Here is a 23,884-nt window from a genome sequence, read left to right on the forward strand (position 1 = left end):
GTTGTTGGGTAGGCGCTATCGGTCAGGGTGACCAGGGGCCGGCGGCGGCGGGGACGCCGGCGATGGCGATACCGTAGGCGGGCAGCTCGAGTCTCCCCGCCGCCCAGTGGCCGTTGACCAGGAGCGGGGCTTCCTCCAGCGCCCTGGCCTCGGGCGGGGCGCTCAGGCTGCGGGGTTCGCCGGCGAAGTTCAGCGCCACCAGCCGCCGTTCGTCGCCGTGACGGCGCTCGAAGCAGAGCACCTCGTCACGCAGCGGGTGGTAGCGGATCTCGCCCTTGACCAGGGCCGGCTGGGTGCGGCGGAAGGCCAGCAAGGCGCGAGTGGCGTTGAGCAGCGAGTCGGGATCGCGCTCCTGGCGGTTGACGGCGAGGCCAAGGTGGGCGTCGGGCACCGGCAGCCAGGGCGCGGTGCTCGAGAAGCCGGCATGCACTTCGTCCCCGTGCCAGGGCATGGGGGTGCGGCAGCCGTCGCGGCCCTTGTAGCTGGGCCAGAAGGTGATGCCGGCGGGGTCGACCAACTGCTCGAAGGCCAGTTCCGCCTCGGTGAGGCCCAGCTCCTCGCCCTGATAGAGGCAGACGCTGCCGCGCTGGGTGAGCAGGAAGGCCAGGTAGAGGCGCAGCCTGGCCATATCGCCGGCGGCCTTCCAGCGCGTGGCGACACGGGTGATATCGTGGTTGCCCAGCGCCCAGCAGGGCCAGCCGTCTTTGATGCGTGCCTCCATCTCGGTCAGGGGGGCCAGCAGGTCCTCCGGCGCGGCGCGTTCGGTCAGCAGGTTGAAGGAGTAGCACATGTGCAGGCGCTTGCCGCCCTGGGTGTACTCCGCCATCACGCCCAGCGAGTCGTCGTCGCCCACCTCGCCGATGGTGGTGGTGCCCGGGTACTCGTCGAGCAGGGCGCGCAGCCGCTCCAGGAAGGCCAGGTTCTCCGGCTGGGTCTTGTCGTGAAGGTGGCGCTGGAAGGCGTAGGGGTTGTCGGGGCGCACGCCGATAAAGCCCTCGACGATCTCCTCCCGGGGCGGGTTGTCCTTCAACTCGCCGTGGGTGCAGAAGTTGACCGCGTCGAGGCGGAAGCCATCGACGCCGCGCTCGAGCCAGAAGCGCACCTCGCCGAGGATCGCCTCGACCACCTCGGGGTTGCGGAAATTGAGGTCCGGCTGGCTGGCCAGGAAGTTGTGCAGGTAGTACTGGCAGCGGCGGGTGTCCCACTGCCAGGCGCTGCCGCCGAACACCGACTGCCAGTTGGTGGGCGGCGCGCCGTCGGGCCGGGCATCGGCCCAGACATACCAGTCGGCGCGGGGGTTGTCGCGACTCGACCGGCTCTCCTGGAACCAGGGGTGCCGGTCCGAGGAGTGGGAGAGCACCTGGTCGATGGTCACCCTGAGGCCCCGGGCATGGGCCGCCGCCGCCAGGCGGTCGAAGTCGTCCAGGGTGCCGAAGATCGGGTCGACGCCGCGGTAGTCGCTGACGTCGTAGCCGAAGTCCTTCATCGGCGAGGTGAAGAAGGGCGACAGCCAGATGGCGTCGACGTTGAGCGAGGCGATGTAGTCGAGCCGCTCGATCACGCCCTGGAGGTCGCCGATGCCGTCGCCATTGGTGTCCTGGAAGCTGCGCGGGTAGACCTGGTAGATCACCGCGCCGCGCCACCAGTCCGGGTCGCCGGCCAGTTGTCGTGCCGTCATGACTCTCTCCTGTCGAGTATCCTGTGCTGCTATCAGGCCACGGCCCGGGCGGTCGCGACGCCCAGCGCCCGGTCGTCGGCATCGAACAGATGCACGTGCTCGGGGTCCGGCGTGAGGGCCACCTTCTGGCCGACCTGCCACTGGCTGGGGGCCTCGCTGCGGTGGATCAGCAGGGTCTCGCCGGCCTTGGGCTCCAGGTAGACATAGACCTCGTTGCCCAGGTACTCGACGTTGACGATCTCGAAGGCGTTGTCGCCGGAGGCCGGCGCCAGGGCCAGGTGCTCGGGACGCACGCCCAGGGTCAGCGCCTCGCCGGCGGCGTGCCGGGCGGTGTCCTGGGGCAGCGCCAGCTCATGGATGCCGGCGGTACGTACCCGACATCCCCCGTCGCTTCCGGCGACGAGCTCGGCGGGCATAAAGTTCATGGTCGGTGAGCCGATAAAGCCGGCCACGAAGCGGGTCGCCGGACGCTGGTAGAGTTCATGAGGCGTGCCCACCTGCTCGACCCGGCCGGCATTGAGCACCACGATCTTGTCGGCCAGGGTCATGGCCTCCACCTGGTCGTGGGTGACGTAGATCATGGTGGAGGCGAGGCGCTGGTGCAGGCGGGCGATCTCGTTGCGCATCTGCACGCGCAGCGAGGCGTCGAGGTTGGAGAGTGGCTCGTCGAACAGCAGGATGCGCGGCTCCCGGGCCATGGCGCGGCCCATGGCCACGCGCTGGCGCTGGCCGCCGGAGAGCGCCTTGGGCTTGCGCTCGAGCAGCTCCTCGAGCTGCAGGATGCGGGCGGTGGCCATGACCCGCTCGTGGACCGTCTCCTTGGCGGCCTTGGCGAGCTTGAGGCCGAAGGCCATGTTCTCGTAGACGGTCATATGCGGATACAGCGCATAGGACTGGAAGACCATGCCCACGCCGCGCTCGCGGGGCGGCAGGTCGTTGACCACCGTCTCGCCGATGGAGAGCTCGCCGTCGCTGATCGATTCCAGCCCGGCGATCAGCCGCAGCAGGGTGGACTTGCCGCAGCCGGAGGGGCCGACGAAGACCACGAACTCGCCGTCGCCGATATCCAGGTCGACGTCCTTGATGATATGGGTGTGGCCGAAGACCTTGTTGACCTTGTCGAGGGTGACGCTTGCCATGGGGTGTCTCCTTGCCGGCCCGGTGGTGGGTGTCCTCGCCCGGGCCGGCCTGTTGTTATGAGTGTGGCTCAGAGGGCGAACCAGGCGGCCTGGTAGGGCGGCAGGCGCAGGGTCTCGCCGTCGAGCTCGGCGCTGAAGCCATGTCCCTCGAGGGCCTGGTTCACCGCCATCGGCAGCCGGGTCTCGCGGGCCTGGCCGGTGAGGTTGAAGACGCAGAGGAGCTTCTCCTCGCCCTTCTCGCGCACGAAGCCGAGCAGTTCCTCGCCGACGTCGACCAGGCTCAGGTCGCCATCGAACAGCGCCGGGTGGGCGGTGCGGAAGGCCAGCAGGCGGCGGGTGGCGCTGAGCACCGACGCCGCGTCGTCCTGCTGTCGCGACACGGCCAGCGGCAACTGGCGGGCCTCCAGCGGCAGCCAGGGCTCGACGCCCTCGGCGGTAAAGCCGCCATTCCCGCTAGGCTCCCAGGGCATGGGGGTACGGCAGCCGTCGCGCCCCTTGAACTCCGGCCACAGCACCTTGCCGTAGGGGTCCTGGATGCGCTCGAAGGGCACCTCGGCTTCCATCAGGCCCAGCTCCTCGCCCTGGTAGAGGCAGACGCTGCCGCGCAGCGAGAAGAGCAGGGCCAGGGCCACCTTGGGATAGGCGAGGGGATCCTCGTCCGCACCCCAGCGGCTGGCGCTGCGCACCACGTCATGGTTGGAGAGCGCCCAGCACGGCCAGGCATCGCCGGCCAGGCGCTGGAAGCGCTCCAGCACCTCGCGGATATAGGCCGCCGAGTGGGGTGCGTTGAGCAGGTCGAAGGTGTAGGCCATATGCAGCTTGTCGCCGCCCGCGGTGTATTCGGCCATGCGCGCCAGCGGATTGTCGTCGCCGATCTCGCCCACCGTGGTGGTGCCGGGGAAGTCGTCCATCAGCGCGCGCAGCTCACGCAGGAAGTCGAGGTTCTCCGGGCGACTCAGGTCATGGACGTGGCGCTGCCAGGTGTAGGGGTTGGCGTCCGGCGCCCCCAGGGTCTTGGCCTCGCCCGCCGGCACCGGCGGGTTGTCGGTGAGCTCGGCGTCGTGGAAGTAGAAGTTGACGGTATCCAGGCGGAAGCCGTCGACCCCCAGCTCCAGCCAGAAGCGCATATTGTCCAGTTGCGCGGCGCGTACCTCAGGATGATGGAAATTGAGGTCCGGCTGGCTGGTCAGGAAGTTGTGCAGGTAGTACTGGCGGCGCCGCGAGTCGAAGGTCCAGGCCGAGCCGCCGAAGATCGACAGCCAGTTGTTGGGCGGCGTGCCGTCCGGCTTGGGATCGGCCCAGACGTACCAGTCCGCCTTGGGGTTGGTGCGGTCGGCACGGCTCTCCTGGAACCAGGGGTGGCGGTCCGAGGAGTGGCTGATCACCTGGTCGATCATCACCTTGAGGCCCAGCGCATGGGCCTTCGCTAGCAGTGCCTTGAAGTCGTCCAGGGTGCCGAACATCGGGTCCACGTCGCGGTAGTCGCTGACGTCATAGCCGAAGTCGAGCATCGGCGAGGTGAAGAAGGGCGATAGCCAGATGCCGTCCACGCCCAGCGAGGCCACGTAGTCCAGCTTCTCGGTGATGCCCTTGAGGTCGCCGATGCCGTCGCCGTTGGCGTCCATAAAGCTGCGCGGGTAGATCTGGTAGATGACGCCGCCGCGCCACCAGGTCAGGGTATCTTGCATCGGGGTTTCCACGAATGACATGAGACGATTTATCCTTTGACGGCGCCGGCGGTGAGGCCGGAGACGATGCGCTTCTGGAAGATCATCACCAGCACCACCAGGGGCACGGTGACGGTCACCGAGGCGGCCATGATCGGCCCCCAGGGCAGTTCGTGCTGGCTGCCGCCGGAGATCAGGGCGATGGCCACCGGCACGGTGCGCTGGTCGTCGGAGAGGGTGAAGGTCAGGGCGAACAGGAACTCGTTCCAGGCGGCGATAAAGGCCAGCAGTCCGGTGGTCGCCATGGCCGGCCACATCAGCGGCAGGAACACCTTGGTGATGGTCACCCAGGGGGTGGCGCCGTCCATGATCGCCGCCTCCTCGAGCTCCTGGGGTAGCTGCTTCATGAAGGTGGTCAGCACCCAGACGGTGAAGGGCAGGGTGAAGATGGTGTAGCTGAGGATCAGGCCGGCGGGGTTGTTGTAGAGGTTGAGCCCGCGGATCACCTCGAACAGCCCGGAGAGCACCGCCACCTGGGGGAACATCGAGACGCCGAGGATCACCAGCATCACCGTGGTGCGGCCGCGGAAGCGTACCCGGCCCAGGGCGTAGGAGGCGGTGATGCCCAGCAGCAGGGCGATAAACACCACGCTGATCGAGATCAGGATGGAGTTGAAGATGGCGCGCACGAAGCTGCTCTGGCTGAAGATCGCCACATAGTTGGAGAAGTCCAGCGAATCCAGCCAGTAGCTCACGGTGAACAGCTCACTGGAGGGCTTCAGCGAGGTGATCACGGCGTAATAAAAGGGGAAGACGGCGTAGATCAGCACCACGGCCACCAGCACCCAGAAGCCGAGTCGGGTGGCGAGCTTGTTGAGTTGGCGTAAGGTCATGTCATTCGCCTCCCAGTTGCAGGCGGTTGCGGCCCAGGTAGAGGTAGGCCACCGTGGCCAGCGCGATGATCAGGAACAGCAGGGTCGAGGCGGCGCTGCCGTAGCCCACGTCCTGGAACTCGACCAGTTGCTGGCGGGCGTAGATCGACATGGTCATGGTGCTGGAGGCGTTGGAGGTCAGCACGTAGATGACGTCGAACACGCGCAGGGCATCGAGCAGGCGGAAGATCACCGCCACCATCAGCGCCGGGGTGATCAGCGGCAGGGTCACCTTGAAGAACACCCGGAGCGGGTGGATGCCGTCCACCTCGGCGGCCTCGTAGCAATCCTTGGGCAGCATCTGCAGGGCGGCCAGGGCGAGCAGGGCGACGAAGGGGATGGTCTTCCAGACATCGACCATGATCACCGCCCACATGGAGTAGGTGGCGCTGGCGGTCCAGGCGATGGGGGCGTCGATGATACCCAGCGCCATCAGCAGGTGGTTGATGATCCCGAACTGGTCGTTGAGCATCCAGGCCCACATCTTGGCCGAGACGATGGTGGGGATCGCCCAGGGGATCAGCACCGCGGCGCGCACCAGCATGCGGCCCCGGAACTCGGCGTTGAGGATCAGCGCGACGATGACGCCGAAGACCACCTCCAGCGACACCGACACCACGGCGAAGAACAGCGTGTTCCACACCGAACGCCACCACAGCGGGTCGGTGAGCAGGCCGTACCAGGCGCCGTCGTCGTAGACCAGGTAGTTCTCCAGGCCGATGAAGCTGGCATCGCCCAGCGCCGAGAGGGTGCCGTCGGTGAGGCTGAAGTAGAAGGTGCGCAGCAGCGGCCAGCCGGCCACCAGGGCCAGGGCGACGAGCATGGGGGTGAGGAAGGTCCAGGCGGCGCGCACCCGCTGGCGGCGGACCTTGGTGCCGCGATAGGGGCGCGCCCTCGTGGGCGCGCTGGGGGTCGTGGTGGTGGTGGTCATGTCGGGCTCCGGGGTCATTTCCAGCGGCGTTCGAGGCGACGCAGCTGGCCTTCCAACTGGGCCAGGGCGTCGGTGGCCGACATCTCGCCGGAGAGCACGCTGTGGCTGGTGTCGAAGAAGGCGTTGGAGACGCGGCCGTAGCTCTCGCCGGTCGCCGCCGAGGGGCGTGCCACGGCGTTGGCGAAGGTGTCGTAGAGGGTGCCGAAGAAGGGCACCGCCGCGAGTACCTCCTCGTCCTCGTAGAGGCGCTCGAGGGTCGGGTTGTAGGAGCCCTCGATGGCGCGGTGCTTCTGTTCGGCCTCGCCGGTCAGGAAGGCCACCAGGTCGGCGGCGAGCTCGGGATTCTCGCTGTAGCGGGAGACCGCCAGGTTCCAGCCGCCCAGGGTGGCCGCGCTCTCGCCCTCCGGGCCATGGGGCAGCTTGACCACGCCCACCCGGTCGCGTACCTCGCTATCCTCGCCCTGGGCCAGCGACCAGGCGTAGGGCCAGTTGCGCATGAACACGGCGTTGCCGGACTGGAACAGGCCGCGGGCCTCCTCCTCGGTGTAGTTGAGCACCCCCTCGGGGGTGATGTCGCCGATCCAGCTGGCGGCCAGGTCCAGGGCCGCGGCGGCGTTGGCGTTATTGACGGTGAGGTTGCCCTCGGCATCGACGATGGTGCCGCCGCCGTAGCTGGCCACCCACTCCAGGGCGTTGCAGGTCAGGCCCTCGTAGGCGCGGCCCTGGAACACATAGCCCCAGATGCTGTCGCCGGCCGCCTGCTCGCCGGCCTGGATCTCGCGGGCGATCTCGGTGAGCTGCTCCCAGGTCTCGGGCGGCTCATGGCCGTATTCCTCGAGCAGATCCTTGCGGTAGTAGAGCACGCCGGCGTCGGTGAACCAGGGCATGGCCACCAGGCGGCCGTCGACGGTGTTGTTCTCGACGATGGCGGGGAAATGGCCCGCGGCGGCATCCTCGCCCAGCGTTTCGTTGAGATCCAACAGGTGGTTGGCCAGCAGGCCCGGCCACACCACGTCGACCTGCAGCACGTCGATGTCGCTGGAGTTGGCGGAGAGGATCTGCTGGTAGAGCGAGAGGCGCTCGGTGGAGGAGTTGGGGGTGGAGACGATATCGACGCTATGGCCGGTCCGCTCCTCCCAGGCGGCAACGCCCTCCTGGCAGAGGGTCAGCTCGACGCCCACGGCGCCGCAGGAGATGGTCAGCTCTGCCGCCTGGGCCTGGCCAATACCGGCAGTGACGGCGCCGGCCAGGGCGATGGCGGTGATCAGGGGCTTCTTGTGCATGGTGGAGATCCTCGTCGGCGTGTCTTTATGGTTTGTTATGAGGCGCATGCAGGGCGCAGAACTTAAACGATTAAGATCGTGGCGCTAAGTAAAGACCATCGAGCGGAGCCCCTTCAACCTAGACTTTTGTCTAGTGATGTCGGTGTCCGCTCACTACGCAGCAGGCTAATAATGATGTGGCTCGTAGAATCACCGACATTCCCCTTGTCGGGCTAGACATTGGTCGTAATTTCCCCGGGGTGCGTTGAGCAGGGAATCTGAAACGATTAAGTTTCGGTCGTGCTCTCCGCATCACCATGGCGCCGCACTGTGCCTCGGGACTTAAACGATACAGTCCTGAGCGGGACGGATCGGGCAAGGGCCCTGCCTTCGGGGTCATCGCCCCGGCGCACCATCACGTATAACAATAGGGGAAACAACGGACATGAATGCCGCCACCTTCAAGGCTCCACTCGCCATCGCTATCGCCGCCGCCGGGGTCGCCCTGGCCGGAACCGCCGGCGCCCAGTCGACCGACCTCGAGCAACGCCTGGCTGACCTCGAGGCGCGTATCGCCGCCGCCGAGCAGCGGGCCGATGCCGCCGAACAGCGCGCCGAGCTTGCCGAGGCCCAGGCCGAGGGCCGCCTCACCACCGAGGAGGTGGAGGAGCGCCTGGCCAGGGTCGAGCGCCAGGCCAGCGGGGAGGAGGGCTTCTCCTTCAATGTCTATGCCCGCTCCGGCCTGCTGCTGGGCGAGGATCGCAAGAGCCTTCCCGGCGGGCCCTATGTGACCCCGGCGGGCTCCGTGGGGGGCGCCGTGGGCCGCCTGGGTAATGAGCCCGACACCTATGCCGAAGCGATCCTCAACTACCGCATGCGCTTCGATAACGGCGCCCGTGCCCACTACCGCACCATGCTGGCCGACGGCACCACCACCAGCAACGACTGGAACGACGACTCCAATCTCAATGTGCGCCAGGTCTATGCCGAGTTCAGTGACCTGCCGAGCTTTACCGGCGCCTTCGAGAATGCCTCCATCTGGGCCGGCAAGCGCTTCGACCGCGACAACTTCGATATTCACTGGCTGGACAGCGATTTCGTCTTCCTGGCCGGTACCGGGGCGGGTATCTACGATGTCCAGCTGGCCGACGACTGGCGCGCCAACTTCTCGCTCTACGGGCGCAGCTTCAGCGACTTCCCGGTCAGTCGCGAGAATCCCGGCCTGACCGACGACACCGACAGCCTGATTCTCACCGCCAATAACTACGTCGGTAACTGGCAGTGGATGGTCAACGGCATCTCGGCCGCCGATAACGACGAGCGGGCCATGGAGGGGGACGGCTATACGGCGGCCGACGACGGCTTCCAGACCATGATCGCCTACCATGGCGACAGTTTCTTCGGCCTGGGGGAGGGCAACTTCAAGGTGGCCCTGCTGCACGGCCAGGGGCTGGGTGCCGAGGTCAAGGGGCTGGGCAGCAACGGCGCCCTGACCGAGGATGCCACCTCGACCCGCATCGGTGTCTATGGCACCACCTACCTGAGCTCCAACTGGCGCATCGCCCCGGCGCTGCTGGCCGAGACCAGCGAGGACCGCTTGGTTTCCGGCGACAGCTACGAGTGGGCCACCCTCAATCTGCGCCTGGCCAACGAGATCACCGAGAACTTCGAGATGCAGTACGAGGGCAGCTACCAGTACATGGACCTCGACCAGGGCGCGGGCGGCAACGCCGTCAGCGGCAACTGGGGCAAGCTGACCATCGCGCCCACCTTCAAGCCCCAGGTGGGCGGCTTCTGGCAGCGTCCGGAGATCCGGGCCTTCGCCTCTTACACCGACTGGGACGAGGAGTTGAACGAGTTCGGTGGCAGCTTCGGCGACGAGGGCTTCACCGGTGGCCAGTGGAGCTTCGGCGTGCAGACCGAGGTCTGGTTCTAAGCCCGCCGCACTCAGGCCGCGCTGCCGTTTCGATCTTGCCCGCGTCCCCGGACGCGGGCTTTTCTTGTTTCGGGCGGAGGCAACTCCCGCCCTACCGGGAGGGGAAGAACTGCCTCCGGCGTTGCTACAAGGAGAGAAAGAACAGGATCAGCGGTGGCGAGATCGGCTGAGAGTGGCGAGAGGAAAAGCCGCTGACCACGGCGTTGCTACAAGGAAAGAAAGAACAGGATCAGCGGTGGCGAGAGCAGCGAGAGGATAAAGCCGCTGACCACGGCGATGGGCACGCAGGCCACGCCGCCGTGCTGCTGGATGACCGGCAGGGTGAAGTCCATGGAGGTGGCCCCACCATAGCCGATGGCCAGGGCCGCATGGCGGCGGATCAGCAGCGGGATCAGCAGGAAGGCCAGCAGTTCCCGGGCCAGGTCGTTGAAGAAGGCCACGCCGCCGAGCAGGGGGCCGAGCTGGTCGCCGATCAGGATGGCGGAGAGGGAGTACCAGCCGAAGCCGGCGGCCATGGCCAGGCCCTCGCTCCAGCTCAGGCCCAGCAGGGGCGCGGCCAGCAGGCCCGCCAGCAGGGAACTCGCCGCCAGGGTGGTGGCAATGGCCAGGCCGAAGCGGTTGAGGAGGATCTGTCGCAGCGGCATGCCGGAGTTCCTGAGCTGGCAGCCGATCAGCGCCAGCAGGGCATAGAGCACCCATTCCGCCAGGGTCTCGGCCTGCCGAAACAGCGCTTCGCCCAGCCAGGCGCCGGCCACCAGGCCCGCCGCCACGCCGAGGATCACCACGCCCAGCAGGGCCAGGGAGCCGCCCAGGGCGGCCAGCTTGCTGGTGGGGGCGCCGGCCACCACTGTGGAGGTGCCGGCACTCAGCCCCAGGCGCCGGGAGAGCCACCACAGGGCCAGCAGGTTGCAGGCGCCGGTCACCGCGAAGAGCGCCAGGGCCTGGCCGCCCATCCGCGACAGCTGGCTGGCCAGGTCCTCCAGGCCCGCCAGGCTGACTCCCATCAAGAGCAGGATCGCATAGACCGAGGCGTTGACGCCGCGGTTGATCAGCCCCAGCAGCCCGGCATGGCGCACCGGCACCAGGTAGCCCAGCAGCAGGGGCAGCAGCACGATCAGCAGGCCGGTCAGCATGGCATCTCCATCGCAGGGGGATCGTCCCGAAAAAGGGGCTCACTTTAGCGATAGACGGAAATAAAGAGAAATGATTTTCCCTGATGCACGATAAGCAGGACTACTGTCCGATCACTCCGTGATCTCCAGGGAATCCAGCCGCAGGTGACTCTGGCGCTCGCCGTCCCGGTGATACTCCACGTCCAGCAGCAGGCCCGGCAGTCGGGGGTGGAAGGCGAAGAAGAAGCGCCGCTCGGGCTTGTCGGGGTTCCAGGCCTCCAGGCGGGTTGCCTGAACCGTCTCGCCGCTGGGCAGGCGCTGGGCGACGGGGGCCAGGGGGCGATAGTCGAGCCGTTCCTCGCGCCCCTTGTGATCGACGAAGCGGATCGTGCAGGGGGGATTGGCCTGGCAATGGCCATTGGCGGCGCGGCGGGAGAGCTCGATCAGCGCCGTCTGGCGATCGGGCAGCTCGCGCAGGTCGTCGTGGCCCAGGCGGTAGCTGCCGCCGATGCCCAACAGGCGGTAGCCGCTGCTGTAGGCGCTGGCGGCCAGGGCGTCGCCGTCCAGGCGAAAGCGGCTGCGCTCGTGGCCGGAGGCCAGGCGAATGGCGGCGCGCATCTCGCTCTCCCACCAGTCACCGTGGCGGCTCAGCCGGTGACTGACCCGGGCATCGGGCCAGCCGCTGACTTGCAACTGATAATCGGCGACGAAGGGGTGCGGCTGCGGGGCATTGGCCCGGGCCGGGGTAGGTGACAGCAGGACCATCACCAGCAGTGCCAGGGTCAGCAGTGCCAGGGCGAACCGCCGGCCGGCCGGTGGCCGACGGCGGGTTTGATCGAGGTGGGGCATGGCGACTCCTTTCCCTGATGGTGGGGCGCCGAAATAAGAGTCTCGCTTGGTCACCTCGTTCCCGCCAGGGCCGATATTGCGCACTCTCTGCACGTTTCTCCGTGGAGTTAGCCGACCTCTCGACGCAGCCGCTCCAACCCCGGGCTAAGCGCCACCGGATACGCCTCCTCGTCGTCGCCCCGGGGGTCGAGGCGCTTAAGCGTACCGGGCAGGGCCGCCAGCGAAGCGGCGACCCGCTCCCGGGCGGTATCGGCCAGGGCCACAAGCTCGCCGTCGACTCGCCCGTCCTTCACCAGGGGGACCAGCAGGGGCTCGCCCTCGAGCCCTGTCTCGTCGCGGCGGGCCAGGGTATCGCCGACCAGGCGGCCGTCGTCGTCCCGGCGTCGATAGACCTGCTTGGGGCCGGGCAGGTTGACCTTGCCGGGGGAGTGCTTGACCCGCGGCCGGCCGGCATAGGCCACCAGCTTATAGGCGAGGTCGATCACCGGGGCATCGGCACTGACGCCCAACTGGGTGCCGACGCCGAAGCCATCGATGGGCGCGCCCTGGGCCACCAGTTCGGCGATCTGGTATTCGTCCAGGCCGCTGCTGGCGATGATCTTCACTTCTCTATGCCCCGCCGCGTCGAGCCGCCGCCGGGCTTCCTTGGCCAGGTTCCCCAGGTCGCCGGAGTCGAGGCGAATGGCGCCCAGGCGCCGCTCGGGGTGGGCCTCGAGCAGGGCGATCACCTGGTCGACGCCGGCCAGGGTATCGTGGGTGTCCACCAGCAGGGTGGTATTCGGGTAGTAGCGGGCGAAGGCGGCGAAGGCCTCGGCTTCGTCGTCGTGGGCGAGGATATAGCTGTGCGCCATGGTGCCGCGCAGCGGCAGGTCATGGCGCAGGCCGCCCAGCACATTACTGGTGCCCTCCAGGCCGGCGGTGCGATAGGCGCGCACCCCGCGCAGGGCGGCATCGACGCCATGCATGCGACGCAGGCCGAAGTCCACCACCGGGCGGCCCCGGGCGGCGATCACCAGGCGCACCGCCTTGGAGGCCAGCAGCGTCTCCAACTGCACCAGGTTCATCACCAGGCTCTCCAGCAGTTGGGCCTCGGCGATGGGCGCCTCCACCTCCAGCAGGGGCTCGTCGGCGAACACCGGGGTGCCCTCCGGCAGGGTCCAGATATCGCCGCTAAAGCGCCACTCCCCGAGCCAGTCGAGGAAGGCCGCCTCGAAGAGGCCGGTGGCGGCCAGTTGGGCCAGCTGGGCCTCGCCGAAACGCAGCCGGGTGATCAGGGCCGCCGCGTGCTGCTGGCCGCAGGCCAGCATAAAGCGCCGGGTCGGCGGCAGGCGGCGGAAGAAGAGGCTGAAGGTGGCGCGCTCGGCCATCGCCTCCTTCCAGTAGGCCTGGGTCATGGTCAACTGGTAGAGGTCGGTGAGCAGGACCAGCTCGGTCTCCGAGACGTCCAGGGGTGCCGTCATGCCAGCACCTCGACGCCGGCGTGGCGCAGCTTATCGAGACAGGCCTCGCGGCCCGCGGGCTCCACCGCCGCGCTGGCCTCGGCCAGCAACACGGTGGCGAAGCCCGCCGCCACGGCGTCCAGGGCGGTGGCGCGGACGCAGACATCCAGGGCCAGGCCGCAGACCACCACCCGGCGAATGGCATGACGCTGCAGGAAACCGGCCAGGCCGGTGCCATCGAAGGCGGAGTAGGCGTCGGCATCGAAGGCGCAGGCCTTGCTGACCCGCACCGTCCCCTCGGGTAGGGCCAGGTCGGGATGGAAGGCGGCACCCAAGGTGTCCTGGACGCAGTGGGGCGGCCAGGGACCGCCCTGCTCCCGGAAGCTGACGTGCTCCAGCGGATGCCAGTCGCGGCTGGCCACCACCAGGGCGCCGGCCTCGGCGGCGGCGCTTATCTCGGCGTTGATCGAGGGCACCAGGGCCCGGCCACCGGCGACGGCCAGGGCGCCGCCCTCGCAGAAATCGTTCTGCATATCCACCACCAGCAGGGCGGTGTCGGGGCCATAGGTCACGCGAGTCATGGGAAGCCTCCCGAGTCTCCTAGCGTGTACCTATCAGCCTACGCCGCGTCGGTGATGCTGTGTAGGGGCCCTTCTGATCTCGAGGCCTGGGGCTAACCTGGGGGTAGGCCATCGCGGGGCGCTGTAAACCCATCCCTGGGCGCTACTTTTGCCCTGCGGCGCTCTCGCATCCTGCTCCGCTTGCAGGACCGGGGCTGGCCATCCATGGCCAGCCCGTTCGGAGCGTGCTCCTCACCCCTGGCAAAAAACCCCCGCTCCATCCTACCCCCAGCGCCCCTTAGCAATTCCCGCAAGGCTACCTCGATTCACCTACATCCCAAGTCGTCGACTGGGCCCAGGGGAGATAGGGGAATCAATAGCCGGCGCCGGGGTCCACGGTGGCCTGGGGGCGCCCCGCCTCGAAGGCCACGAGGCTCTCCACGACCTGGTCCAGTGCCGCACCCAGGGGGGTGGGACCGGCCATATGCGGGGTGATCCACACCCGGGGATGGCGCCACAAGGGGCTCTCGGCGGGCAGCGGCTCTTTCGGGAAGGCGTCGAGCAGGGCGCCGCGCAGCCGCCCCTCGGCTTCGCCAGGCCCCAGGGCCGCGAGCAGCGCCGTCTCGTCGATCAGGGTGCCGCGGCCAGGGTTGATCAGGCTGGCTCCCGCCGGCAGGCGCGCCAGGGCCCGGGCGTCGATCAGCCGGTGGGTGGCCGGAGTGTCCGGCAGCAGCAGCACCAGGCTCATCACCTCGCCCAGCAGGGCCTCGAGCCCCGCCTCGCCGTGGTGGCAAGCGATGCCCTCCAGCGCCTTGGGGGTGCGGCTCCAGCCGTGCACCGGGAAACCGTCGGCGGCGAGGGTCTCGGCCACCCTGGCACCGATGGCACCCAGCCCCAGGACCCCCACCGGCCAGTCGCCCTTGTCCACCATGGCGTGTTCGCGCCACTCGGCGCGGGCCTGCTGGCGGCGGTAGCGGTCGAAGTCGCGCTGGAAGTGCAGCACCCCATAGCGCACATAGTCGGCGATGGGGCCCGCCATGCCGGCATCGCGCAGCTTGACGATGGGCACTCCCGAGGGCAGGCCCGGGTTGCTGAGCAGGGCATCCACCCCGGCGCCCAGGTTGACGATGCCCTTGAGGCGGGTCTGTTCGCGCAGCAGCGCCGCGCTGGGCTTCCAGGCCACCAGGTAGTCGGCGTCGCGGCGCTCGGCCTCGGCACTGGTCACCACCCGCGCCCCGGGCAGCCGTCCGGCCAGGGCGTCGCGCCACTGCTCGGCGTCGTCGCTATGCACCAGGATCTTCATCGTGACTCCTCGTTCAGTAGACGACCTGCATCATGGGGGGCGGGGCTTCCTCCAGCAAGGCCGCCAGCCGGGTCAGGCCATCGCGCAACCGCTTGATGTCCTGCTCCGCCCCCAGGCTCAGGCGCACCCGCCGCGGCGGCGGGGTCTGCTCCACCATAAAGGGTACCGCCGTGGTAATGGAGAGCCCCTCCTGTTCGGCCTGTTGCTGCAGTTCCTCGGCGCGCCACGCCTGGGGCAGGGAGAGCCACAGGTGCAGGCTGCTGGGGCGCGACCGGAAGGGATGGCCGGCGAGCACCTCGGCGGCCAGGCGCTGGCGCTCGGCGAGCAGCTCGCGCTGCTCCCGGGCCAGGGTCTCCAGGGTGCCGTCGGCCAGCCACAGGTCGGCCAGCTCGAAGATCAGCGGCGTGGCCATCCAACTGGTGGCGCGTAGCCGCGGCAGGGTGTGGTGCACCTGCTGGCGGGGCACGCTCAGGTAGCCGGCGCGCAGCCCCGGCAGGGTCGCCTTGGTCAGGCTGGTGACATGAAAGCCCTGGCGGGGCAGGCGGGCGCACAGCGGCGTCAGGCCGGGGGGCTCCAGCAGAGCATGAACGTCGTCCTCGATCAGCCAGGCCCCATGACGCGCCAGCACTTCGGCCACGGCGTCGCGCCGCGCCTCGCCCATGGTCGCGCCGGTGGGGTTGAGCTGGGTGGGGGTCAGGCACACCGCCCGGGGACGAAAGCGCCGGCAGGCGGCCTCCAGGGCCTCGGGGACCACCCCTTCCTCGTCGATGGCCACCCCGCGTAGCTGGAAGCCCAGGGTGCGGGAGAGGGCGATCAGGCCATGGTCGGTGAGGGCCTCGGTGAGCACCAGGTCGCCATGCTGGACCACGGTGGCGATGGCCAGCATCAGGCCATGGGCTCCGCCGTTGCAGAGGATGCGCTCCTCGACCCCGCCGGGCACCTTGAGGCGCCCCAGCAGCCACTCATTGGCCCGCTCGCGCTGATGGGGCAGGCCGGCGATGGGGCGGTTGGCGGCCAGCACATCGGGGTGGGCGCGCTCGGCCAGCTCCACCAGGGCCTCGCGGAAGCGCCGGTGGTGGCGGGGCGGACACACCGGGTGGGCGATGGAGAGGTCGATCAGCGGACTCTCCAGGCGTGGCTCGGGGCTGCGCAGGTACTCCGACTCGCGGGCATCGTCCAGGGCATTGACCCAGGTGCCGCTGCCCACCCGGGCCTGCACCAGCCCCATCTTCTCGGACTGGGCATAGGCCCGGGAGACCGTCTGCACGCTAACGCCCAGGGCCTCGGCCAACTGGCGATGGGGTGGCAGCCGCGTGCCCGGGGGGAGATCGCCCTGACGGATCGCCTCGGCCAGGGCCTGGGCGATATCCAGGTACTTGGGGCCCTCGTTGCTGAGGTAGGGAGTCAAGTCAATTGTCATGATCCAATAAAGCCTTTGACGGGGAGCTCGGCGCCAATGCTAGTATCCACCCTAAGGTGATTGACCGGCAATTGTCATGCAAAATGTTATGAAAACTCATGACAATGATAACCGTCGGTTTGCTAGCGCACCCCGCGGCTCGGCGGCCATCGATGGAGGGCCGGCCGGTTTCGGCGATCTTTGATGGACTTCACGACGCCATGATCGAGGTTTCACTGCCCTTTACCCGTGAGGAGTACGCCAACCGCCTGTGGAAGGTGCGTACCGAGATGGCCAATCGAGGGATCGATATGCTGTTGATCAGCGATCCCTCCAATATGGCCTGGCTGACCGGCTACGACGGTTGGTCCTTCTATGTGCACCAGTGCGTGCTGCTGGGCCTGGAGGGCGAGCCGGTCTGGTACGGTCGGCGCATGGATGCCAATGGGGCCCTGCGTACCTGCTGGATGGACCCGGACAACATCACCTACTACCCGGATTACTATGTGCAGAATCCGGACATGCACCCCATGGACTACCTGGCCCAGTCGATCATTCCCGATCGCGGTTGGCACCAGGGGGTGATCGGCATGGAGATGGACAACTACTACTTCTCCGCCAAGGCCTACCAGAGCCTGCTGCGGGAGCTGCCCCATGCCCGCTTCCTGGACGCCAATGCCCTGGTCAACTGGTGCCGGGCCATCAAGTCGCCCCGCGAGGTGGAGTACATGCGGGTGGCAGCGAAGATCGTCGAGGGCATGCATACCCGGATCCTCGAGGTGATCGAGCCGGGGCTGCCCAAGAGCAAGCTGGTCTCGGAGATCTACCGGGTCGGCATCGAGGGCTGGACCGACGAGACCGGCCGGGTGTTCGGCGGCGACTACCCGGCCATCGTGCCCATGCTGCCCACCGGCAAGGACGCGGCGGCGCCCCACCTGACCTGGGACGATACCCCCTTCCGCAAGGGCGAGGGTACCTTCTTCGAGATCGCCGGGGTCTACAAGCGCTACCACGCCCCCATGTCGCGCACCGTCTTCCTGGGCAAGCCGCCCCAGGACTTTATCCGCGCCGAGTCGGCGCTGCTGGAGGGCATCGAGAATGGCCTGGCGGTGGCCAAACCGGGCAACCGTACCGCGGATATCGCCATGGCCCTGGGCGCGGCCATGGACAAGTACGGCTTCGACCGCGGTGGTGCCCGCTGCGGCTACCCCATCGGCATCAGTTATCCGCCGGACTGGGGCGAGCGCACCATGAGCCTGCGCCCCTCCGACGAGACCATCCTCGAGCCCGGCATGACCTTCCACTTCATGCCCGGTCTCTGGGAGGAGGAGTGGGGCCTGGAGATCACCGAGAGCATCCTGATTACCGAGACCGGCTGCGAGACCCTGGCCAACTTCCCGCGCCAGCTATTTGTGCGCTGAACGTCCGATCCGCCCCGCGCCCGTAGAGAACAAGGAGAGACAAGACAATGACCAAGCGTCCCAGCCCCATCTCCGCCACCGTGGACTTCGCCGCGGATGGCGTCCAGCACGGCTACCTGAAGCTGCCGATCTCCAACGATGAGTCGGCCTGGGGGGCGGTGATGATTCCCGTCGCCGTGATCAAGAACGGCGAAGGCCCCACCGCCCTGCTCACCGGGGGCAACCATGGCGACGAGTACGAGGGCATCACCGCCCTGCTGAAGCTGGCCAGCGAGCTCGAGGCCGAGGAGATCCGTGGCCGGGTGATCATCGTCCCCACCATGAATGCCCCGGCGGCCCAGGCCGGCAAGCGCACCTCGCCGCTGGATGGCGGCAACCTCAACCGCAGTTTCCCCGGCGACCCGGACGGCAGCGTCACCGAGCAGATCGCCGACTACTTCACCCGCGAGCTGGTGCCGCTCTCCGATGTGGTGCTCGACCTCCACTCCGGCGGCAGCACCCTGGATATCGTGCCCTTCGCCGCCTCTCACCACCTGGAGGACAAGGCCCTGCAGCGCCGCGCCCTGGAGGGGGCCATCGCCTTCGGCGCCCCCACCGCCATGCTGATGTTCGAGCTGGATGCCACCAAGCTCTTCGATACCGCGGTGGAGAGTCAGGGCAAGGTGTTCGTGGCCACCGAGCTGGGGGGCGGCGGCACCACCACCCCGGAGCGCCTGGCCATCACCGAGCGCGGTATCAAGAACTTCCTGATCCACTTCGGGCTGATGGACGGCGAGGTGACGCCCCCCGCCGAGCCCCAGGTCTATGTGGATATGCCCGACGCCAGCTGCTATGTGCAGAGCGAGCACGGCGGCCTGCTGGAGCTCACCGTGGCGCTGGGCGAGCGGGTCGCCAGGGGCCAGCTGATCGCCCGGGTCCATGACCTGACCCGCACCGGCGCCGCCCCCGTGGAATACCATGCCGGCCGCGATGGTATGCTGGTGGCACGTCGCTTCCCCGCGCGGGTCAATATGGGGGACACCATCGCGGTGATCGCCGAGGTCGTCGATCGACTCGAGGCCTGACCTTCACCGTAACCCCGGGGCTATCCTCCCCTCCTACTGTGAGAGCTTGGCCGAGGAGCCTAATGAAGCTTGACCGTTACGATCTAAAGATCCTCGAGATCCTGGCCAGGGATGGCCGCATCACCAAGTCACGCCTGGCCGAGTGCATCAACCTCTCGGTCAGCCCCTGCTGGGAGCGGGTCAAGCGTCTCGAGAAGGCCGGCATCATCGAGGGCTATGGGGCGCGGATCAACGCCCGGGTGCTGGTCAAGCGCACCCCGGTCTGGGTCCAGGTGGAGCTCAAGGCCCATAACGCCGAGAGCTTCCAGCGCTTCGAGACGGTGGTGCGCGAGACCCCCGAGGTCACCGAATGCGTGGCGGTGGGCGGCGGCGTCGACTACCTGCTCAAGATGGAGGCGGACTCCATCGACGCCTACCAGCGGCTGATCGACGGCTGGCTCACCTCCGAGGTGGGCATCGAACGCTACTTCACCTATATCGTCACCAAGCAGGTCAAACAGGCCCCGCCGCCCCTGGAACTGATCTCCGACTAGCCCCTGTCATCGGGCCCAGAAAAACTTCCTGTGGCCCGCCGGGAGACAAAAAAAACCGCATCGTCCCGCGGCCCTATCGAAAAGTCTCCCCCGCCCTCAGGCCTTACCCTGAGCACATGGACAGCCCGAGGCTGTCGATGCGATTCGACCACCGTGGCGGCCCGCCGCCACGTCGTCAGGGGAGGTGACCCATGAAACTCAACGATCCGCGCCTACTGCGCCAGCATGCCTACGTGAACGGCAAGTGGACCCACGGCGATGGCGGCCGCGAGGAGGCCGTGGTGGACCCCGCCACCGGCGAGACCCTGGGGCATATTCCCTGGCTGGAAGCCGAGCAGATCCGCGGTGCTGTGGACGCCGCCGAGGCCGCCTTCGTGCACTGGCGGGCGCTGCGCGCCGACGAGCGCTGCGAGCGCCTGCTGGCCTGGTACGACCTGCTGCAGCAACACCGCGAGGACCTGGCCATTATCATGACCCGGGAGCAGGGCAAGCCGCTGCCCGACGCCCGCGGCGAGGTGGAGTATGGCGCCAGCTTCGTACGCTGGTTCGCCGAGGAGGGCAAGCGCACCTATGGCGAGACCATTCCCAGCCATATTCCCAATGCCGCCCTGGGCACGATCAAGGAGCCGGTAGGCATCGCCGCCCTGATCACGCCCTGGAACTTCCCCCTGGCGATGATCACCCGCAAGGCCGCCGCCGCCCTGGCCGCCGGCTGCCCGGTGATCGTCAAGCCCGCCGGCGAGACGCCCTTCTCGGCGCTGGCCCTGGCCGAGCTCGCCGAGCGCGCCGGGATTCCCGCCGGCATCTTCAACGTGGTGCTGGGGGAGCCCGCCGAGGTGTCGGAGATCCTGTGTGCCGAGGCGCGGGTCAAGGCGCTGTCGTTCACCGGCTCCACCCGGGTCGGCCGCCTGCTGCTGGAGCAGAGCGCTCATACCGTCAAGCGGGTCTCACTGGAGCTGGGCGGCAATGCGCCCTTTATCGTCGGCCCGGACATGGATCCCAGGGAGGCGGCCTTCGCCGCCGTGGCGGCCAAGTTCCAGACCGCGGGGCAGGACTGCCTGGCGGCCAACCGCATCCTGGTCCACGAGTCAATCCATGACGACTTCGTGGCCCACTTCGCCAGCCGCATGGCGGCCCTGACCCTGGGCAACGGCCTGGAGCCGGAGGTGGACCTGGGCCCGCTGATCCACGGCCAGGCGGTGGACAAGGCCTCGGCCATCGTCGACGACGCCCTCTCCCAGGGCGCCACCCTGGTGGCCGGCGACCAGTCCCAGGCGCCGGGCCCCAACTTCTTCGTGCCCACCCTGCTCACCGGGGTGACGCCGAAGATGAAGGTGTGGCGGGAGGAGAACTTCGCCCCGGTGGCCGGCGTCACCGCCTATGGCGACGACGATGAGGTGATCGAGCTGGCCAACGACACCGAGTATGGTCTGGCGGCCTATGTCTACACCCACGATATTCGCCGCATCTGGAAGCTGCTGCGGGCGCTCGAGTACGGCATGGTCAGCGTCAACTCGGTGAAGATGACCGGCCCCCCCGTGCCCTTCGGCGGCGTCAAGCAGTCGGGGCTGGGCCGCGAGGGCGGCAATACCGGGATCGATGAATACCTGGAGACCAAGTACTACTGCCTGGGTGCCCTGGGCTCCGTCTCCGGTAGTTGAGCTTGCTGCGCTCGGCCATACGGCGTTGGATCTTGATTCGAACATGCTCATTTACAGAACGTAAACTCCGCTGTTCTCATCAAGATCCGCCTTGTCTGGCCTTCGCTCGCAGAGCTCTCAAGATTAGTGGTTTTACTGAATTCCTATGAACATTCTCCTCGGCGGGACGCCGGGGAGCCTAGCCAAGAGAGAAGCGCCATGAGCCTGCATCAGCAACTGATCGACCGCGACCGCAAGGTCACCTTCCACGCCTCCACTCACCTGCGCGACTTCGCCCATGGCGACGCGCCGGGGCGGGTGATCACCGGCGGTCAGGGCATCACCATCGTCGACAAGGACGGCCGCGAGTTTATCGACGGTTTCGCCGGGCTCTACTGCGTGAATATCGGTTATGGCCGCAGCGAGGTGGCGGAGGCCATCTACGAGCAGGCCATGAAGCTCTCCTACTACCACACCTATGTGGGTCACGCCAACGAGCCGCAGATCGAGCTCTCCGAGAAGATCCTCGAGCTGGCCGGCCCCGGCATGTCCAAGGTCTACTACGGCATGTCCGGCTCTGACGCCAACGAGACCCAGCTGAAGATCGTGCGTTATTACAACAACGTCCTGGGTCGTCCGCAGAAGAAGAAGGTGATCTCGCGGATGCGCGGCTACCACGGTTCGGGCATCGCCTCCGGCTCATTGACCGGGCTCAAGGCCTTCCACGATCACTTCGACCTGCCCATCGAGACCATCCGCCACACCGAGGCACCCTACTACTACCACCGGGCCGCCGAGCAGCAGGGCATGACGGAGCGGGAGTTCTCCGCCTACTGTGCCCGGAAGCTCGAGGAGATGATCCTCGCCGAGGGGCCCGAGACCGTGGCCGCCTTTATCGGCGAGCCGGTGCTGGGCACCGGCGGTATCGTGCCACCGCCGGAGGGCTACTGGCAGGCGATCCAGGCGGTGCTGGCCAAGTACGACGTGCTGCTGATCGCCGACGAGGTGGTGTGCGGCTTCGGGCGTATCGGCGCCGACTTCGGCAGCCACCACTATGGCATCGAGCCGGACCTGATCACCGTCGCCAAGGGCCTGACCAGCGCCTACCAGCCGCTCTCCGGGGTGATCGTCGGCGACCGCGTCTGGCGGGTACTGGAGCAGGGCACCGGCGAGTTCGGCCCCATCGGTCACGGCTGGACCTACTCCGGCCACGCCCTGGGCTGCGCCGCGGGCCTCGCCAACCTGGCGATCATCGAGCGGGAGGGCCTGACCCAGAACGCCGCCGAGACCGGGGCCTACCTGCAGCACCAGATGCAGGCCGCCTTCGGCGACCACCCCATCGTCGGCAACGTGCGCGGCGTGGGCCTGCTGGCGGCCCTGGAGTTCTCCGCTGACCCGGCCCGGCGCGAGCACTTCGACCCGGCCCTCAAGGTGGGCCCGCGCATTGCCGCCGCCGCCCTCGACGAGAACCTGATCGCCCGGGCCATGCCCCAGGGAGATATCCTCGGCTTCGCGCCGCCGCTGACCATCAGCCGCGCCGAGGTGGACGAGGTGGTGGCCCGCGCCAAGCGCGCCGTGGACAAGGTGGCCGACGAGCTGACCCGCAGCGGCGAACTCAAGGCCAGCTAAGTCGGCTACGTCACCAGGCGCCGGGGGGAGACCCCCGGCGCTTTTTTTATGGTTCATCGCAGATCAACGTGAAGGCCTGGTTGGCTGCTGGGGTTGTGGGAGTCCGGATTCCGGACGATTGGGCGACGCAGTCGCCCTGGGTGCCGGCCAGGCTCGCCCTTCGGGCGATATCGCGCAGAATCTGCGCTCCCACCATGGGGTTCACGCCAGAATGCGAAGAACCTTTTTGATGGCGGTGACGAGCGCCGGTGGCGGCTTTGCCCGGCATCGCCATACTGAAAGCATTGCCGGGAGGTGAATCGCCCATGCCTCGATCCGAGTCCGATATCGACCTGGCGATGATCTATGCCGCCCGCCGGCGCCTGGCCGGCCGGGTGGTGCGCACGCCGCTGGTCCGCTCCCGGGCGCTGTCGCGGCGCTTCGACGCCGAGGTCTATCTCAAGCTGGAGACCCGTCAGCCCACCGGTGCCTTCAAGCTGCGCGGCGCCACCCATATGCTCGGTGCCCTGATCGAGCGCCATGGTCGGGAGGCCCTGGCCCGGGGCGTGACCACCGCCTCCACCGGCAACCATGGCCGGGCGGTGGCCCATGCCGCCGCCGAGCTGGGGATCCCGGCGGTGATCTGCCTCTCGACCCTGGTGCCCGACAACAAGGTGGCCGCCATCCGCGACCTGGGCGCCGAGGCACGGCGCTGCGGCGCCAGCCAGGATGCGGCCTTCGACGAGGTGGCGCGGCTGGTGGCGGAGGAGGGCATGACCCTGATCCCGCCCTTCGACGATCCGCTGATCGTCGCCGGCCAGGCCACCATCGGCCTGGAGCTGATGGAGGACCAGCCGGAGCTCGACCGGGTGATCGTGGGGCTCTCCGGGGGCGGGCTGCTGGGCGGCATCGGCGCCGCCATCAAGGCGATTCGTCCCGCCACCCGGATCACCGGGGTCAGCCTCTCGGCGGGGGCGGCCATGTGGGAGAGCCTGCGGGCCGGCCATCCCGTCGAGGTGGCGGAGGTGGCGAGCCTGGCGGATTCCCTGGGCGGCGGCATCGGTCTGGACAATCGCTGCACCTTCGCCCTGGTGCAGCGGGTGATGGACGACCACTATCAGGTCTCGGAGGCGGCCATCGCCACGGCCATGGTCAGCCTGCTGGCCGAGGAGAAGCTGCTGGTAGAGGGGGCCGCGGCGGTGGGCCTGGCGGCCATCGAGGCCCATGGGCTGGATATCCGCGGCCAGAAGGTGGCGCTGATCCTCTCCGGCAATGCGGTATCGCTCGAGACCTTCGATCGCGCCCGGGCGTTAGTGCAGGTTTCCCGTAAGGCCGGAGGTTGAGGCGAAGCGAAGTCTACCCGGGACCGCTGGTGCCAGAGCAGCCGCGCACGTGGCTCGCCAGGGATGGC

The 23,884-nt window shown here is 68.1% G+C and carries 20 protein-coding genes; 7 read left to right on the forward strand and 13 right to left on the reverse strand.

Going from position 1 to position 23,884, the window contains the following annotated elements; all coding sequences use genetic code 11:
• Nucleotides 1-22: 22 nt before the first annotated feature.
• The 6 genes from ACQ1W9_RS04835 to ACQ1W9_RS04860 all read right to left on the reverse strand — a co-directional run bounded on the left by ACQ1W9_RS04835 (nucleotide 23) and on the right by ACQ1W9_RS04860 (nucleotide 7,630).
• Nucleotides 23-1,678, reverse strand: coding sequence for an alpha-glucosidase (locus ACQ1W9_RS04835; protein ID WP_431025588.1), 1,656 nt, complete (start codon nucleotides 1,676-1,678; stop codon nucleotides 23-25).
• A gap of 32 nt (nucleotides 1,679-1,710) precedes the next feature.
• A complete protein-coding gene (locus ACQ1W9_RS04840) occupies nucleotides 1,711-2,817 on the reverse strand; it encodes an ABC transporter ATP-binding protein (RefSeq protein WP_431025589.1) in 1,107 nt (368 codons plus the stop codon).
• A 68-nt stretch (nucleotides 2,818-2,885) separates the two neighbouring features.
• Nucleotides 2,886-4,505 carry an alpha-glucosidase family protein gene (locus tag ACQ1W9_RS04845; RefSeq protein ID WP_431025590.1) on the reverse strand — a complete coding sequence of 540 codons (1,620 nt, stop codon included), beginning with the start codon at nucleotides 4,503-4,505 and terminating at the stop codon, nucleotides 2,886-2,888.
• 29 nt (nucleotides 4,506-4,534) lie between these two features.
• Nucleotides 4,535-5,377, reverse strand: a complete 843-nt coding sequence (locus ACQ1W9_RS04850) for a carbohydrate ABC transporter permease (protein ID WP_431025591.1) — start codon at nucleotides 5,375-5,377, stop codon at nucleotides 4,535-4,537.
• A gap of 1 nt (nucleotide 5,378) precedes the next feature.
• Nucleotides 5,379-6,347, reverse strand: coding sequence for a carbohydrate ABC transporter permease (locus ACQ1W9_RS04855; protein ID WP_346061737.1), 969 nt, complete (start codon nucleotides 6,345-6,347; stop codon nucleotides 5,379-5,381).
• Between the two features lie 14 nt (nucleotides 6,348-6,361).
• Nucleotides 6,362-7,630 (reverse strand): ABC transporter substrate-binding protein, encoded by a 1,269-nt coding sequence (locus tag ACQ1W9_RS04860; protein WP_431025592.1) that lies wholly within the window; start codon nucleotides 7,628-7,630, stop codon nucleotides 6,362-6,364.
• 424 nt (nucleotides 7,631-8,054) lie between these two features.
• Here ACQ1W9_RS04860 and ACQ1W9_RS04865 point away from each other — a divergent pair, with 424 nt between their 5' ends.
• On the forward strand, nucleotides 8,055-9,545 hold the full coding sequence (locus tag ACQ1W9_RS04865) for a carbohydrate porin (protein WP_431025593.1): 1,491 nt from the start codon (nucleotides 8,055-8,057) through the stop codon (nucleotides 9,543-9,545).
• A 206-nt stretch (nucleotides 9,546-9,751) separates the two neighbouring features.
• On the opposite strand, the gene ACQ1W9_RS04870 is transcribed toward ACQ1W9_RS04865, so the two are convergent.
• The 6 genes from ACQ1W9_RS04870 to ACQ1W9_RS04895 all read right to left on the reverse strand — a co-directional run bounded on the left by ACQ1W9_RS04870 (nucleotide 9,752) and on the right by ACQ1W9_RS04895 (nucleotide 16,228).
• Nucleotides 9,752-10,678 (reverse strand): lysine exporter LysO family protein, encoded by a 927-nt coding sequence (locus ACQ1W9_RS04870; protein ID WP_431025594.1) that lies wholly within the window; start codon nucleotides 10,676-10,678, stop codon nucleotides 9,752-9,754.
• A 111-nt stretch (nucleotides 10,679-10,789) separates the two neighbouring features.
• Nucleotides 10,790-11,506, reverse strand: a complete 717-nt coding sequence (locus tag ACQ1W9_RS04875) for a hypothetical protein (RefSeq protein ID WP_431025595.1) — start codon at nucleotides 11,504-11,506, stop codon at nucleotides 10,790-10,792.
• Between the two features lie 107 nt (nucleotides 11,507-11,613).
• Nucleotides 11,614-12,966 carry a nicotinate phosphoribosyltransferase gene (locus ACQ1W9_RS04880; protein WP_431025596.1) on the reverse strand — a complete coding sequence of 451 codons (1,353 nt, stop codon included), beginning with the start codon at nucleotides 12,964-12,966 and terminating at the stop codon, nucleotides 11,614-11,616.
• On the reverse strand, nucleotides 12,963-13,526 hold the full coding sequence (locus ACQ1W9_RS04885) for a nicotinamidase (protein ID WP_346061743.1): 564 nt from the start codon (nucleotides 13,524-13,526) through the stop codon (nucleotides 12,963-12,965). Before ACQ1W9_RS04885 ends, ACQ1W9_RS04880 begins: the two co-directional genes overlap by 4 nt.
• Before the next feature lie 352 nt (nucleotides 13,527-13,878).
• Entirely contained in the window at nucleotides 13,879-14,808 is a 930-nt protein-coding gene (locus tag ACQ1W9_RS04890) for a 2-hydroxyacid dehydrogenase (protein ID WP_431025597.1), read from the reverse strand.
• Between the two features lie 13 nt (nucleotides 14,809-14,821).
• Nucleotides 14,822-16,228: a PLP-dependent aminotransferase family protein gene (locus ACQ1W9_RS04895; protein ID WP_431025598.1), complete on the reverse strand. Its 1,407-nt coding sequence runs from the start codon at nucleotides 16,226-16,228 to the stop codon at nucleotides 14,822-14,824.
• Nucleotides 16,229-16,428: 200 nt separating this feature from the next.
• On the opposite strand from ACQ1W9_RS04895, the gene doeA reads away from it, so the two are divergent.
• From doeA to ACQ1W9_RS04920, 5 genes are all read left to right on the forward strand, one after another.
• Nucleotides 16,429-17,628, forward strand: coding sequence for an ectoine hydrolase DoeA (gene doeA, locus ACQ1W9_RS04900; protein WP_431025599.1), 1,200 nt, complete (start codon nucleotides 16,429-16,431; stop codon nucleotides 17,626-17,628).
• A gap of 47 nt (nucleotides 17,629-17,675) precedes the next feature.
• A complete protein-coding gene (gene doeB, locus ACQ1W9_RS04905; RefSeq protein ID WP_431025600.1) occupies nucleotides 17,676-18,692 on the forward strand; it encodes a N(2)-acetyl-L-2,4-diaminobutanoate deacetylase DoeB in 1,017 nt (338 codons plus the stop codon).
• Nucleotides 18,693-18,754: 62 nt separating this feature from the next.
• Nucleotides 18,755-19,225: an Lrp/AsnC family transcriptional regulator gene (locus ACQ1W9_RS04910; protein WP_431025601.1), complete on the forward strand. Its 471-nt coding sequence runs from the start codon at nucleotides 18,755-18,757 to the stop codon at nucleotides 19,223-19,225.
• 191 nt (nucleotides 19,226-19,416) lie between these two features.
• Nucleotides 19,417-20,886, forward strand: coding sequence for an NAD-dependent succinate-semialdehyde dehydrogenase (locus tag ACQ1W9_RS04915; RefSeq protein ID WP_431025602.1), 1,470 nt, complete (start codon nucleotides 19,417-19,419; stop codon nucleotides 20,884-20,886).
• 198 nt (nucleotides 20,887-21,084) lie between these two features.
• Nucleotides 21,085-22,494, forward strand: a complete 1,410-nt coding sequence (locus tag ACQ1W9_RS04920) for an aspartate aminotransferase family protein (RefSeq protein ID WP_431025603.1) — start codon at nucleotides 21,085-21,087, stop codon at nucleotides 22,492-22,494.
• 46 nt (nucleotides 22,495-22,540) lie between these two features.
• Here the strand turns inward: ACQ1W9_RS04920 and ACQ1W9_RS04925 are convergent, their stop codons facing one another.
• On the reverse strand, nucleotides 22,541-22,801 hold the full coding sequence (locus tag ACQ1W9_RS04925; protein WP_431025604.1) for a hypothetical protein: 261 nt from the start codon (nucleotides 22,799-22,801) through the stop codon (nucleotides 22,541-22,543).
• Between ACQ1W9_RS04925 and eutB the strand changes: the two genes are divergently transcribed.
• A complete protein-coding gene (eutB, locus tag ACQ1W9_RS04930) occupies nucleotides 22,800-23,816 on the forward strand; it encodes a hydroxyectoine utilization dehydratase EutB (RefSeq protein ID WP_431025605.1) in 1,017 nt (338 codons plus the stop codon). The genes ACQ1W9_RS04925 and eutB overlap by 2 nt on opposite strands.
• The last annotated feature ends 68 nt before the right edge of the window (nucleotides 23,817-23,884 follow it).

Origin of the sequence: Halomonas sp. H5 (assembly GCF_050613175.1) — a bacterium.
Lineage (GTDB): Bacteria > Pseudomonadota > Gammaproteobacteria > Pseudomonadales > Halomonadaceae > Bisbaumannia > Bisbaumannia salifodinae.

What these genes read in the sequence shown, in the direction of transcription:
- ACQ1W9_RS04835 (WP_431025588.1), bottom strand. Translation starts at nt 1,678, where the DNA reads ATGACGGCACGACAACTGGCCGGCGACCCGGACTGGTGGCGCGGCGCG.
- ACQ1W9_RS04840 (WP_431025589.1), bottom strand. Translation starts at nt 2,817, where the DNA reads ATGGCAAGCGTCACCCTCGACAAGGTCAACAAGGTCTTCGGCCACACC.
- ACQ1W9_RS04845 (WP_431025590.1), bottom strand. Translation starts at nt 4,505, where the DNA reads ATGCAAGATACCCTGACCTGGTGGCGCGGCGGCGTCATCTACCAGATC.
- ACQ1W9_RS04850 (WP_431025591.1), bottom strand. Translation starts at nt 5,377, where the DNA reads ATGACCTTACGCCAACTCAACAAGCTCGCCACCCGACTCGGCTTCTGG.
- ACQ1W9_RS04855 (WP_346061737.1), bottom strand. Translation starts at nt 6,347, where the DNA reads ATGACCACCACCACCACGACCCCCAGCGCGCCCACGAGGGCGCGCCCC.
- ACQ1W9_RS04860 (WP_431025592.1), bottom strand. Translation starts at nt 7,630, where the DNA reads ATGCACAAGAAGCCCCTGATCACCGCCATCGCCCTGGCCGGCGCCGTC.
- ACQ1W9_RS04865 (WP_431025593.1), top strand. Translation starts at nt 8,055, where the DNA reads ATGAATGCCGCCACCTTCAAGGCTCCACTCGCCATCGCTATCGCCGCC.
- ACQ1W9_RS04870 (WP_431025594.1), bottom strand. Translation starts at nt 10,678, where the DNA reads ATGCTGACCGGCCTGCTGATCGTGCTGCTGCCCCTGCTGCTGGGCTAC.
- ACQ1W9_RS04875 (WP_431025595.1), bottom strand. Translation starts at nt 11,506, where the DNA reads ATGCCCCACCTCGATCAAACCCGCCGTCGGCCACCGGCCGGCCGGCGG.
- ACQ1W9_RS04880 (WP_431025596.1), bottom strand. Translation starts at nt 12,966, where the DNA reads ATGACGGCACCCCTGGACGTCTCGGAGACCGAGCTGGTCCTGCTCACC.
- ACQ1W9_RS04885 (WP_346061743.1), bottom strand. Translation starts at nt 13,526, where the DNA reads ATGACTCGCGTGACCTATGGCCCCGACACCGCCCTGCTGGTGGTGGAT.
- ACQ1W9_RS04890 (WP_431025597.1), bottom strand. Translation starts at nt 14,808, where the DNA reads ATGAAGATCCTGGTGCATAGCGACGACGCCGAGCAGTGGCGCGACGCC.
- ACQ1W9_RS04895 (WP_431025598.1), bottom strand. Translation starts at nt 16,228, where the DNA reads ATGACAATTGACTTGACTCCCTACCTCAGCAACGAGGGCCCCAAGTAC.
- doeA (WP_431025599.1), top strand. Translation starts at nt 16,429, where the DNA reads ATGATCGAGGTTTCACTGCCCTTTACCCGTGAGGAGTACGCCAACCGC.
- doeB (WP_431025600.1), top strand. Translation starts at nt 17,676, where the DNA reads ATGACCAAGCGTCCCAGCCCCATCTCCGCCACCGTGGACTTCGCCGCG.
- ACQ1W9_RS04910 (WP_431025601.1), top strand. Translation starts at nt 18,755, where the DNA reads ATGAAGCTTGACCGTTACGATCTAAAGATCCTCGAGATCCTGGCCAGG.
- ACQ1W9_RS04915 (WP_431025602.1), top strand. Translation starts at nt 19,417, where the DNA reads ATGAAACTCAACGATCCGCGCCTACTGCGCCAGCATGCCTACGTGAAC.
- ACQ1W9_RS04920 (WP_431025603.1), top strand. Translation starts at nt 21,085, where the DNA reads ATGAGCCTGCATCAGCAACTGATCGACCGCGACCGCAAGGTCACCTTC.
- eutB (WP_431025605.1), top strand. Translation starts at nt 22,800, where the DNA reads ATGCCTCGATCCGAGTCCGATATCGACCTGGCGATGATCTATGCCGCC.
- ACQ1W9_RS04925 (WP_431025604.1), bottom strand. Translation starts at nt 22,801, where the DNA reads ATGGGCGATTCACCTCCCGGCAATGCTTTCAGTATGGCGATGCCGGGC.